Raw genomic sequence first — 11,073 nt, 5'->3', positions numbered from 1 at the left:
AAATATTAACAGCATTGGCATGTTAAGGGCGCGCGGGAAGCCCTTGCTTAGCTTGTTGCGTAGCCTGTTGCTACTTAGCGGTGGTGCAGGTTTGTTTCGCGGTGGAGCTTGGTTGCTGGTTGGGCTGAGCAGTGCAGTGACCGCCGCACCGCTAGATCAGGGCGATGTCACCCTCGGGGATGCTCAGTCCAGTGGCTATTCCCGCGCACAGACATCAGTACAAACCTTGATTGATGCGGCCAAGGCTCAGGATCGTGTTGCTATCGCTCAGCTTATTCGCTATCCCCTTAAGCGCGATTATCCCCTAGCGCCGATCCGCAGCTCGGCAGAACTGCTGGCTCGATTTGAGCAAGTGTTCGATGCCCAATTTATCCAGCGTATTGCTCAATCCCGGCTTGAGCAGGATTGGCACAGCGTGGGGGCGCGCGGCATGATGTTTGAAAACGGAGCGCTTTGGTTAGATGTTACCGGCAACATCATTGCGGTCAATGAGCAAACGGCCCTAGAGGCCAAGCAATATGCGGCATTATTGGCTGCGCAGCGGGCCGCGTTGCCTCAAAGTTTACGAGAGTTTGTCAGGCCTGAGTTCCTCTGGCATACGCCAAGGTTTACCGTCCGGGTGGATGATCTGGGCCAAGGGCGGTATCGGTATGCCGCTTGGGCAAAGGGCAAGGCATTGCATACCAATCCGGATTTAATATTAACCTCAGGTACACGGATCCTCGATGGCAGCGGGGGAAATCATACTTTTCAATTTCGCAGCGGCCGTTACCTTTATCTTTGCCATGTAAATGTGACAGGCACTCGCTCTCTCCCCTTAGGTGAGTTGGTGGTACTTAAGGATGGGCAAACATTGCTACGAGAAGCTGCGTACGCGGTAGATAACGGTGCTTAAGCGGCTGTGTGCCTAAGCGCCTGCAAACTGTGGCGCTTGGATGTAGCACGCCACTAAACTAATGATTTATTTTCAGTAGCTTGCTAGGTTAAATCTACATAAACTCTGTTAAAGGGCGCAAGTCGTCTGGGCAGCGTGTTGACTTAAGCGCCCTAGGTATTTTGAATCTTTGTTGAATGTATTTAGTCAGCGAGCGCTTTGCATGAAGATTTGTCAGCAGTATTCCATCTCAAGCCTAAGTAGGGTATAAGGGCGCTATGAAAACTCCGAAACGAATCCAACCTCTGGTTGATGAAGGACTGGTTGATGAGGTCATCAGCCAGTTAATGAGCGGTAAAGAGGCAACTGTGTACGTGGTACGCAGTGGTGAGGATATTCGCTGCGCCAAAGTCTATAAAGAGGCGGATAAGCGCAGTTTTAAGCAAGCGGTGCTTTATCAAGAAGGTCGAAAAGTCCGCAATAGCCGCCGTGCCCGGGCGATGGAAAAAGGCTCGAAGTTTGGCCGTGATCAAATGGAAGAAGCCTGGCAAAGCGCTGAGGTTGATGCGCTGTATCGCCTTGCCCACGCTGGCGTGCGCGTCCCAACGCCCTATGGCTGCTTTGATGGCGTGCTGTTGATGGAGTTAGTGACGGACGCCGATGGCAATGTGGCCCCTAGGTTAAATGATGTGACCCTGTCGGAAGAGAAAGCGCTGCGGGATCACGCTCTGGTGATGACCTATGTCAAACGTATGCTGTGTGCAGGCCTAGTGCACGGAGATCTCTCGGAGTTTAACGTGCTCGTCGATAGTGACGGACCGGTGATTATTGATTTGCCCCAGGCGGTAGATGCCGCGGCGAATAATCATGCTAAATGGATGCTCGCTCGAGACATCAATAACATGACGCAGTATTACGCCCAGTATGCGCCGCAGCTGCGCACGACTCAGTACGCCAAAGAAATGTGGGCGTTGTTTGAGGCCGGCACCCTCAAGCCTGATACGCCATTAACGGGTCAGTTTACCGAGGTATTAGTCGATGCCGATGTGGGCTCGGTCCTCGAAGAGATCCAAGCTGCCTATGAAGAGGCGCAGGAGCGAAAATTGCGCGCACAAGAGGCGAATGAGGATTACTAATGGCGCTAAGCGGTGCGCCCAGCGACTTTGTACGACGCTGACACGTCTGACTCTCTAGCCTGTGCTGCTATGCATCATCACCTTAATTAGGTTTTTGAAATTATGATGAGTAAACTTAGCTCCGCTAACGGCGCAAATGAGCCGATAGGTTCGGAGAAAAGGGATTAGCACAATTCGTCCATTTAGCAAAAAAACGCTCTTCGGAGCGTTTTTTTATTGCCCCTGTTTGCACGCTAGGGCAGAGGAATATGGCATGTTTACCGCGATAGACCGCGATAGACCGCGATTGATAGCGATTGATAGCGATAGAAACGACAGGACCCGAGAGGTGAATATGCGCATGACTGGGGGAGCACAATGTACATATTCCGTCTTTGGGGGAGATGCCCCCTCGTGTCCTGCCTAAACTTGTGTGCCAGCGAGTCCCCATCGTGGTGCGGCTTTTATCCGTGAGGCGGCTTTCATCGCTGGCTTAATCAATCACCTTATTTATTGGGAGAGGCGCGGTGACGGCTGTGTTTATGCGCCAGCGTGCCTCAACGGCGTTGTCGCCTGTTATTTTATTCCGTCCTATCGCTTACCCTCCTACGGCGTTATTACTCAGTATGTTACTCATTACTGGCGTTATCATTGGGGTGACAAGGCCGGTGGTTAACCAGGCGCTGTAATTTTTGTTATCGGTTTATTCCGTATCTCGTTAGCAGTATTGGCTAAATGATACGTCAGTCACACCGGCCTTGTCGGTCTTGCTCTTATTCAAGCAAGGCTAAATGCCTAAGCTTGACGTCGGTTTGGTATTATCGGTAATGCTTGAGGGATCCCCGTGTGACCGCATAAGTGACGGTAGTGGCACTTATCGGTTATCTCCACTGCATACTCATTAATGACTATGTAAAATTCATGCCAATAGTGAGGATCTGTTTTTGTGATTAAAAATCAATAATTTGCTCAATTTTTACCATAAGCAATATTGGACCATCATGGCAAAAACGGTGCAGCGCGCACTATTTCAGTGCCGGGGGCATTGGATTGCGATTGGGTTACGATTGGGGTTGGTTGAGGGTTGCATTTTATCGCGGGGGCTTAGCACTCGTTTTTCGGGGTGGGTGCCAGTGCCGCAGTGTTAAGTCTTTTGCTTGAAACGATTTTATGGGTGACAGTCCCTGTACACAGGCTGACTAAAGTGGCGATAGCCACTGCCGCGGAGGCAATTAAGGATTGTCTCTCGGACTAATGCTTATATACTGCGTTTTTTTATGGCATCCCATGGCGATATACCCCGGCCTAGGGAAGTTACATTTCGCCTTTTTGTGGGTATTTGCGTCTCATCAAACATGTTAAGAGGTCATTTTATGATGAAGTGTTTTCAAAAGAATCCTTTGGTAGCGTCAAAGCTTACCGTTGCCCTTATCGGCAGTGCATTACTGGTATCGGGTTGTACTACCGTAAACCCCTATACCAACGAGCAGCAAACCGCAAAAGCGACGACGGGAGCGATAATTGGCGCCGTTGCCGGTGCTGCGATTGGCGTGGCCTCCTCGAGTAAAAGCGATCGGGGTAAAGGGGCATTAATTGGTGCAGCATCAGGTGCAGCCGTGGGTGGCGGAATGGGTTACTACATGGATGTGCAAGAGACTAAGTTGCGTCAGCAATTAGCGTCTACCGGTGTGAGTGTGACCCGTAATGGCGACAATATTATTTTGAATATGCCTAACGAAGTGACCTTTGGGGTCGATCAAACCGACTTGAGTGCGGCTGCTAAGCGAGTGTTAAGCTCAGTGGCGTTGGTCGCCAAAGAATACCCTAAGACTCAGCTTAATGTCTTAGGCTATACCGACAGCAGCGGCTCGGATGCCTATAACTTACGTTTATCGCAAGTGCGCGCCAGTGAAGTGGCAACGGATTTGATGAATAAAGGCGTAGCATCGACCCGTTTAACGTCAAAAGGAATGGGCAAGGCCAGCCCAATTGCCTCAAATGCGAGCGCTGAAGGCCGTGCTCAAAATCGCCGCGTGGAGATTGTATTAACCCCTATTGGTTAATTACAGTTGAGTTAATACTGCAGGCAAACTGAAGTTTGGCGATGAAATATGTCGTACTTAGGTCAGTTTGCCTTACCTACCCTGAATCGCGGCTCATTTACATAGAGCCTATGCCGAAGCCCGATATCACACTGGATCACACTGGGAGCATCAACCCCGAAAACAGCTCCCGCAGAGGGGGATGCTTGGTGCGTTTTCGCGTTGCCTCTTTTCGCGCGGCCGGCCGTGTCTCGTTGAAAAACGTGGCATCATTGCAGCAAATCAGCGCAGTAAATCGGCGTAGCAAATCAGCTTAGGAATTAGCCGTTGAGGTCGATATGGTTTGTGGGAGTTGCAGAAACGCCCCCCGATAGTCAGGCTGTACCGCAGTGCATCTTGTTAGGGCAAACTCAAAGGGGGCGAATCGTGATGGTTTTCAACCCTTGGGTAAATAGGCTTTGCAGTCTGCGAATCTCCACACACGTTCAGCACATGCGAGCACTCAGTATTTGTTAACTAAGTAATTGCTAACATTCAGTATTTGTTTACATTCAGTTCTTGTAAATACTCGGTCTAGCAAGCTTCATCAAATTTTGCATTGATTAAGGCGCAAATCGCATTGAGCGCTGGCTCGGCATCCGGGCCCTCAGCAATCAGGGTGATGGTTTTGCCCATGCCCGTTTCGAGCATTAATAGTCCGAGCACGCTGGCGGCGGAGGCCTGCTTTTCCCCTTGGATTAAGGTGATGCTGGCATCAAATTCGCAGGCGAGCACCGCCAGTTTGGTGGCGGCACGGGCGTGTAAGCCGAGTTTATTGCAGATAGTGATTTGACGTTCAAGCTTTGGCATCTTGCTGGAGCTCTCGATGGCGGGCGTTGACTTTATGTTTGCCATTATTAAAGCGTTTGGCAAGCTGCTCGGCCACATAAACCGAACGGTGCTGACCGCCAGTGCAACCGATGGCAATGGTTAAATAGCTACGATTGTTGCGTTCAAGGTGGGGCAGCCAGGTTTCAAATAGGTTTTCAATCTGCCAAATAAACTTGTTGACGAGCGGTTGACGAGTTAAAAATTCGGCCACGGGTTCGTCTAGGCCCGTGAGTGGCCGTAGCTCCGGCTCCCAATGGGGATTTGGCAAAAAGCGCACATCAAACATAAAGTCGGCTTCGGTGGGCATTCCATATTTAAAGCCGAAGGATTCGAAGTTAATCACCAATTCTTTATCGACATTACCGAGGAGGATTTGCCGGACTTGGTCGCTTAACTCGTAGATATTGAGGTTTGAGGTATCGATGTAGTGATCCATCTGCTTTGATAAGGGGTCGAGTAACTTGCCCTCAAGCTTGATGGCTTCTTGTAATGAGACGCGGCTCTTCGATAGCGGGTGTAAGCGGCGTGTCTCACTATAGCGTTTAAGTAGGATTTTATCGCTAGAATTGAGGAAGAAGCTGATTAACTCGGTGTCGGCAGGCAGGTTAGTCAGTTGTTGAACTAACACTTTATCTTGCTCAGGCAGGTTACGCACATCCACACTGATGGCAACCAAATCGTTACTGCCCTTGAGCTGCTCAAGCAAGCTGCCAATGAGTGGCAAGGGAAGATTATCGACACAGTAATAGCCGAGATCTTCAAGTACCCTAAGGGCGACAGACTTGCCCGAGCCGGAGCGTCCCGACACTATAACCAGTTTCATCCTGTAATTACCTGATAGAGTTCCGTTTCATCATGGGTTTTACGCAATTGCTTTAATATCTGTTTATCACTGAGCTTTTCGGCCATACAGGACAAAGTGCTGAGGTGCTGCTGACATTGATCCGCGGGCACTAAAAGCGCGAATAAAATATCAACGGGCTGCTTATCGATGGCATCGAAAGCAATAGGCTCCTCACATTTTACAAGTATTGCAATGGGTTGTGTTATATCGGTGAGTCGGCCATGGGGAATGGCGATACCGTTACCTATACCTGTGCTCCCCATCTTTTCGCGCGCCACAAGGCTTTCGAAGATCTCTTGAGATGAGAGGGTGGGGTACTGGGCAGCGACTAAGTCACCGATAAGTTCCAGTACCTTTTTCTTGCTGCCCGGAGTGGCGCAGGTAGTGCACTCCGGCCGCAGTATGCTACAAAGTTCCATTATTAGTGTTTGGTTAGCTTCTCTTTGTGTTTAATTACCTGACGGTCAAGCTTGTCTATCAGGACGTCTATGGCTGCATACATATCGGTATGCTCTGAAGTTGCAAAAACCTCTCCACCGCTGAGGTTGATCCTCGCTTCGGCAATTTGTTGCATTTTTTCAACATTGAGCACGACGTGCACATTATTGATCTGTTCGAAATGACGTTCAAGTTTTGAAAACTTTTCCTCTACATATGCCCGCAACGATTCAGTAATCTCGACATGGTGTCCACTCAGGTTGATTTGCATACAAACGTCCTCCGATTTTCACAGTTGCCTATAAACTTTTACGTTGGTTAGAAGGGGGGATTAACATTGCTTCACGATACTTTGCAATGGTTCTGCGCGCAACGTTAATTCCTTGTTCTGCCAGTAGTTGTGCCATTTTGCTATCGCTCAATGGTTTTTTCTGATTTTCTGCTGCAACCAGTTTCTTGATGAAGGCTCTGATCGCGGTAGATGAGCATTCGCCGCCGTCATCGGTGCCGACGTGGCTTGAGAAGAAGTATTTTAGTTCAAAAAGTCCTTTAGGGGTATGCATGTATTTTTGGGTGGTAACCCGGGAAATGGTTGACTCATGCATTTCGACCGCTTCGGCAATATCGTTTAATACCATGGGCTTCATGGCTTCTTCGCCGTATTCAAAAAAGCCTTGCTGATATTGCACTATGCAGTTGGCCACTTTGAGTAAGGTTTCATTGCGACTCTCTAAACTTTTGATAAACCATTTGGCCTCTTGCAAATGGCCGCGGATAAACTGACTATCGGCTTGATTTTTACTGCTGCGCGCCATGGCGGCATAATGTTGATTAACATTGATTTTTGGCATGCAGTCTGGATTGAGCTCAACCACCCAGCGGCCATTTTTCTTTGAGACCGAGACATCGGGGATCACGTATTCTTCATCGACAGGAGTGATAAGCAGTCCGGGGCGCGGGTTGAGCGTTTGAATGAGGGCGATGCCTTCCCGTAATTCGTCTTCTTTGAGTTTGGTTTTACGCATCAGCAGCCTAAAGTCGCGGGCGGCGATCAGGTCGAGATGATCTTTGATCAGCATGCGCGCGTTGTCGAGGTGCGGGGTATCGGGGGCAAAATGCGCGAGCTGGATCAGCAAGCATTCGCTCAAATCCCTTGCGGCGACACCGACGGGATCAAAGTGTTGAATGCGCTTGAGGACGGCTTCGACCTCATCAAGTTCAATCGCGGGATTACCCATGGCCTCGAGGATCTCTTCGGTGCTTTGGGTGAGATAGCCCTGCTCGTTGATCGCGTCGATGATGGCGGTGGCAATCGCCAGATCCGTTTCTGAAAAGGGCGTGAGATTTTTTTGCCATTCTAAATGTTCGTACAGCCCTTCACTGGTCTCGCCTTGAAAAGGCATGTCATCTTCACGGTTGCCACCTAGGCCAGAATTGGGGGAGGCGGTAAACACTTCGTCCCAGGTGGTGTCCATGGGAAGTTCATCAGGCATCGATTCTTTGGTCAGGGATTCTGCGGTATCGACGGTCGAACTGTCCTTTTCGGCGGGCAGGGTGCTCGCTTCACTAAAATCGGTGTCGGCAAGGGTATGCTGGCGTTCAGGGGTGGCGACAAATTGTTCCTCTTCCAGCTCGAGAAGCGGATTAGAATCTAAAGCTTGCTGGATCTCTTGCTGCAGCTCCAACGACGACAGCTGCAACAGACGAATGGCCTGTTGCAATTGTGGCGTCATGGTGAGCTGTTGACCCAGTTTGAGCTGGAGTGACGCTTTCATCTTAGCGCTGATCCCTACGTTATTATTTTGAATTTAGGTCGCTTGTTATCATTATTCGAGGGGTCCTAGGACATGCAATTTGATGGTCATTGGCTCCGCTGAGATAACGATTGACGGCGATGGACTAACTATTTGCCTGTTGTTGGCTAACTATAGCCTGAATTGTTCTCCTAAGTACACAGCCCTAACTTGCTGATTGTCTAAGATCTCTGCAGGCGTTCCTTCGGCGATAAGCTTGCCATGGCTGACGATGTAGGCGTGTTCGCAGACATCTAATGTTTCACGGACATTGTGATCGGTGATGAGCACGCCAAGGCCGCGGCTTTTAAGCTGTTCGATAATCTTTTTGATATCGATTACCGAGATAGGGTCAACCCCGGCAAAGGGTTCGTCGAGCAAAATAAACTTAGGATTGGCCGCTAATGCTCTGGCGATTTCCACCCGCCGCCGCTCGCCACCGGAGAGTGACATACCTTGGCTGTCGCGAATATGAGTGATATGAAACTCTTCGAGCAGGTGCTCGAGCTCTTCTTCGCGCTGATCGCTGTTAAGATCTTTGCGGGTTTGCAAGACGGCCATGATGTTGTCATGGACCGTCAGCTTGCGAAAGATGCTGGCTTCTTGGGGCAGGTAGCCAATCCCTTTACGGGCCCGCAGGTGCATGGGGTCGGCGGTTAAGTCATCATCGTCAATAAAAATATGGCCTTTGTCACTTTTTACGAGTCCTACGACCATGTAAAAGGTGGTGGTTTTACCCGCACCGTTGGGGCCGAGTAAGCCCACGACTTGACCGGTGTTGACCGTCAGGCTGACATCTTTCACGACCTGACGACTCTTATAGCTTTTAGCAAGATTTTGCGCTTTTAGGGTGCTGTGGCTCATTGAGAGTCCTGTTTTTTCAGCGGTTTATTCACTGGGGCAGTTTTGCCGTCCTCTTGGTAGCTTTCGGGCTGGATGATAGTGATCACCCGATCATTGCCGTTGCCCGTACTTTCAGCGATAAGCTTTTGCTGAATAATATTGTAGCGGATAAGGTTGCCGGTGACCTGGCTCCCCGCTTGATCCAAAGAGGCGAGGCCTGTGAGGGTTAAGGTGCGGCTGGCCATTTCGTAGCGAATTTCTTTGGCGCTGGCGGTCGCTGGGCGGCCATCATCTAAAATTTGGCTATAGGTGGCCGGATTGCCCGTGGCGACCAAGATTTTGCTATTGTCTCCTTCAGCGGAAAACGCGCGCAATTCATTGGCTTGGATTTTAATCGAGCCTTGGGTGACCACCACAGGGCCATAAAAGATCACTTGGTTATTTTTGATGTCTGCAGATTGTCTTACAGCTTTAATTTCAACGGGTTGCTGTAAATCGCCTTCTTTAGCGATACAGCCCATGCTGATGCACAGCAGCAGGCTGGCGAACAGTGGGTTATTTTGCTTCATAGGTTCCTATTACCTGACTAGTCAATTGCACTTCCTGTGCGTTAAGGTCGGCATAAAGACCTTGGCCTTGAATGGTAAAATCTTTCCCTGTGACATAAATAATGCGGTCAGAGGTCATGATCATCGTGTTGAGATCGAGCTCCAAAAAACTGGTCGATAAGGTTTGTATCGGCTCTTCTGGATTGATGGCGTCAATAATAACATTATTTTCTAATTCAACCTTGCCAGTATTTTTGCTGAGTCGCCCTTGGTCTGCTCGGATGCGCCACTGTGCTTTACCTTGGTCGGGATACACTAAATACACCGGCTCAGTAAAGTGGGTTTGGTTTTTCAGCTCATAGTGCTCCATGTGTTTGGCGCTCACGCGGCTGTTAACTTGCCCCTGTTCATTAAACTCAATGCTGCGCAGATCATCGACGATGTAATCGGGAGTGTTTTGGTCATTTAAGCCAGTGCCCGTATCGGTGCTGCGCTTTTGCTGCACTTGCCAATACAGGATAAGTGCAGTACCAAAGAAGGCGATAATGGCGAGGGTCACTCGGCTCATATACTCATCCCGTGGGCCGTCGTGAACTTATTTTGGCTGAGCAGTAACAGATCCGCCAGCTCCCTCAGGGCGCCATGGCCGCCATTAAGGTGGGTGACAAAGTCAGCGTGTTGGCGCACATAGGGGTGGCCATCGGCCACGCATACGCTCAGGCCTACCGCATTCATCACGGGCAGATCGACGATATCATCCCCAATATAGGCCACTTCTTCTGGGGTAACGTTATAGAGTGCTAGCAGAGCTTGATAGGGTTCAAATTTATTATCAATCCCTTGAAAAATATGGGTAACACCGAGCGCGGTCATGCGATTTTCAACAATCTTCGATTGGCGACCAGTAATGACGGCGAGATTCACGCCGCTGGTTAATAGGGAGCGTACGCCATAGCCATCGCGGGTATGGAAGGCTTTAAGCTCTTCTCCGCCATTGCTTAAATAAATGCGACCGTCAGAAAATACACCGTCGACATCGCAGATCAGCAATTTAATGCGTTGTGCCTTTTGCCACACGGCATCGCTGATAGGGCCGTAAAATCCTTGCTGGGACATTAAATGACTCCTGCTTTAACCATATCGAGCATGTTGAGTGCGCCGATAGGGTGGTGGTGTTTATCGATGACGATAAGTCCGTTGATATTTTTTGACTCCATGACCTGTAGCGCTTGGGCGGCAAGAATACCGTCGGTAATGGTCACGCAATTGCGGGTCATGACCTCGGCAATCGGCGTGGTGCGTAGGTTCACCTGCGCATCAATCACCCGGCGTAAATCGCCATCGGTGAAAATACCCACCAGTTTAGCCTCATCGTCGATAACCGCCGTCATGCCTAAGCCTTTTTTGGAGATCTCGTACAGGGCCTCGCTGATGCAAATGTCGTGTTTAACCAGTGGCAGGGCGCTGCCGCTGTGCATCACATCGTTTACCTTGAGCAGCAGTTTGCGCCCGAGCGCGCCGCCAGGGTGGGACATGGCAAAGTCTTCCCGGGTAAAGCCCTTGGCCTGTAGCAGCGCAATGGCGATGGCGTCGCCCATAATGAGGGTGGCCGTAGTGCTGGAGGTTGGGGCGAGCCCTAAGGGGCAAGCCTCTTCGGGGACTTCAATACATAAATGGATTTGCGCCAGCCGGGCCATGGTGGAGTC

14 protein-coding genes are annotated in these 11,073 nt (G+C 50.1%); 4 read left to right on the top strand and 10 right to left on the bottom strand.

Annotation, left to right across the window (positions count from 1 at the left end; translation table 11 throughout):
• The 4 genes from ACRCZA_RS02230 to ACRCZA_RS02215 all read left to right on the top strand — a co-directional run.
• Nucleotides 1–895, top strand: an 895-nt coding sequence (locus ACRCZA_RS02230) for a hypothetical protein (RefSeq protein WP_438672855.1), incomplete at its 5' end; no start/stop codon positions are given.
• A gap of 257 nt (nt 896–1,152) precedes the next feature.
• Nucleotides 1,153–2,010 (top strand): PA4780 family RIO1-like protein kinase, encoded by an 858-nt coding sequence (locus ACRCZA_RS02225; RefSeq protein ID WP_438672854.1) that lies wholly within the window; start codon nt 1,153–1,155, stop codon nt 2,008–2,010.
• 506 nt (nt 2,011–2,516) lie between these two features.
• Nucleotides 2,517–2,678, top strand: a complete 162-nt coding sequence (locus ACRCZA_RS02220) for a hypothetical protein (RefSeq protein WP_438672853.1) — start codon at nt 2,517–2,519, stop codon at nt 2,676–2,678.
• 687 nt (nt 2,679–3,365) lie between these two features.
• Nucleotides 3,366–4,052, top strand: coding sequence for an OmpA family protein (locus tag ACRCZA_RS02215; RefSeq protein WP_438672856.1), 687 nt, complete (start codon nt 3,366–3,368; stop codon nt 4,050–4,052).
• A 552-nt stretch (nt 4,053–4,604) separates the two neighbouring features.
• Here ACRCZA_RS02215 and ACRCZA_RS02210 read toward each other — a convergent pair.
• From ACRCZA_RS02210 to ACRCZA_RS02165, 10 genes are all read right to left on the bottom strand, one after another.
• Nucleotides 4,605–4,880 carry an HPr family phosphocarrier protein gene (locus ACRCZA_RS02210; protein WP_438672852.1) on the bottom strand — a complete coding sequence of 92 codons (276 nt, stop codon included), beginning with the start codon at nt 4,878–4,880 and terminating at the stop codon, nt 4,605–4,607.
• Nucleotides 4,867–5,724: an RNase adapter RapZ gene (rapZ, locus tag ACRCZA_RS02205; protein WP_438672851.1), complete on the bottom strand. Its 858-nt coding sequence runs from the start codon at nt 5,722–5,724 to the stop codon at nt 4,867–4,869. Before rapZ ends, ACRCZA_RS02210 begins: the two co-directional genes overlap by 14 nt.
• Nucleotides 5,721–6,164: a PTS IIA-like nitrogen regulatory protein PtsN gene (gene ptsN / locus ACRCZA_RS02200; protein WP_438672850.1), complete on the bottom strand. Its 444-nt coding sequence runs from the start codon at nt 6,162–6,164 to the stop codon at nt 5,721–5,723. The genes rapZ and ptsN overlap by 4 nt, the downstream gene beginning before the upstream one ends.
• Nucleotides 6,165–6,166: 2 nt before the next feature.
• On the bottom strand, nt 6,167–6,454 hold the full coding sequence (gene hpf, locus ACRCZA_RS02195) for a ribosome hibernation promoting factor (protein ID WP_438672849.1): 288 nt from the start codon (nt 6,452–6,454) through the stop codon (nt 6,167–6,169).
• Between the two features lie 28 nt (nt 6,455–6,482).
• Nucleotides 6,483–7,958, bottom strand: a complete 1,476-nt coding sequence (locus tag ACRCZA_RS02190) for an RNA polymerase factor sigma-54 (RefSeq protein WP_438672848.1) — start codon at nt 7,956–7,958, stop codon at nt 6,483–6,485.
• 150 nt (nt 7,959–8,108) lie between these two features.
• Entirely contained in the window at nt 8,109–8,840 is a 732-nt protein-coding gene (gene lptB / locus ACRCZA_RS02185; RefSeq protein WP_438672847.1) for an LPS export ABC transporter ATP-binding protein, read from the bottom strand.
• The gene (gene lptA / locus ACRCZA_RS02180; protein ID WP_438672846.1) at nt 8,837–9,388 is read right to left on the bottom strand and encodes a lipopolysaccharide transport periplasmic protein LptA; all 552 of its coding nucleotides are present in this window, start codon (nt 9,386–9,388) and stop codon (nt 8,837–8,839) included. Before lptA ends, lptB begins: the two co-directional genes overlap by 4 nt.
• Nucleotides 9,375–9,935 carry an LPS export ABC transporter periplasmic protein LptC gene (gene lptC, locus ACRCZA_RS02175; RefSeq protein ID WP_438672845.1) on the bottom strand — a complete coding sequence of 187 codons (561 nt, stop codon included), beginning with the start codon at nt 9,933–9,935 and terminating at the stop codon, nt 9,375–9,377. Before lptC ends, lptA begins: the two co-directional genes overlap by 14 nt.
• A complete protein-coding gene (gene kdsC, locus ACRCZA_RS02170; RefSeq protein ID WP_438672844.1) occupies nt 9,932–10,483 on the bottom strand; it encodes a 3-deoxy-manno-octulosonate-8-phosphatase KdsC in 552 nt (183 codons plus the stop codon). The genes lptC and kdsC overlap by 4 nt, the downstream gene beginning before the upstream one ends.
• The coding region (locus tag ACRCZA_RS02165) for a KpsF/GutQ family sugar-phosphate isomerase (RefSeq protein WP_438672843.1) at nt 10,483–11,073 on the bottom strand (591 nt) is incomplete at its 5' end. The genes kdsC and ACRCZA_RS02165, both read right to left, overlap by 1 nt.

Source organism: Shewanella sp., assembly GCF_051658185.1.
Taxonomy (GTDB): domain Bacteria; phylum Pseudomonadota; class Gammaproteobacteria; order Enterobacterales; family Shewanellaceae; genus Shewanella.
This window is presented reverse-complemented; position numbering and strand designations above follow the sequence as displayed.

Coding starts and splice junctions, on each gene's coding strand:
- ACRCZA_RS02225 (WP_438672854.1), top strand. CDS start 1,153: ATGAAAACTCCGAAACGAATCCAACCTCTGGTTGATGAAGGACTGGTT.
- ACRCZA_RS02215 (WP_438672856.1), top strand. CDS start 3,366: ATGAAGTGTTTTCAAAAGAATCCTTTGGTAGCGTCAAAGCTTACCGTT.
- ACRCZA_RS02210 (WP_438672852.1), bottom strand. CDS start 4,880: ATGCCAAAGCTTGAACGTCAAATCACTATCTGCAATAAACTCGGCTTA.
- rapZ (WP_438672851.1), bottom strand. CDS start 5,724: ATGAAACTGGTTATAGTGTCGGGACGCTCCGGCTCGGGCAAGTCTGTC.
- ptsN (WP_438672850.1), bottom strand. CDS start 6,164: ATGGAACTTTGTAGCATACTGCGGCCGGAGTGCACTACCTGCGCCACT.
- hpf (WP_438672849.1), bottom strand. CDS start 6,454: ATGCAAATCAACCTGAGTGGACACCATGTCGAGATTACTGAATCGTTG.
- ACRCZA_RS02190 (WP_438672848.1), bottom strand. CDS start 7,958: ATGAAAGCGTCACTCCAGCTCAAACTGGGTCAACAGCTCACCATGACG.
- lptB (WP_438672847.1), bottom strand. CDS start 8,840: ATGAGCCACAGCACCCTAAAAGCGCAAAATCTTGCTAAAAGCTATAAG.
- lptA (WP_438672846.1), bottom strand. CDS start 9,388: ATGAAGCAAAATAACCCACTGTTCGCCAGCCTGCTGCTGTGCATCAGC.
- lptC (WP_438672845.1), bottom strand. CDS start 9,935: ATGAGCCGAGTGACCCTCGCCATTATCGCCTTCTTTGGTACTGCACTT.
- kdsC (WP_438672844.1), bottom strand. CDS start 10,483: ATGTCCCAGCAAGGATTTTACGGCCCTATCAGCGATGCCGTGTGGCAA.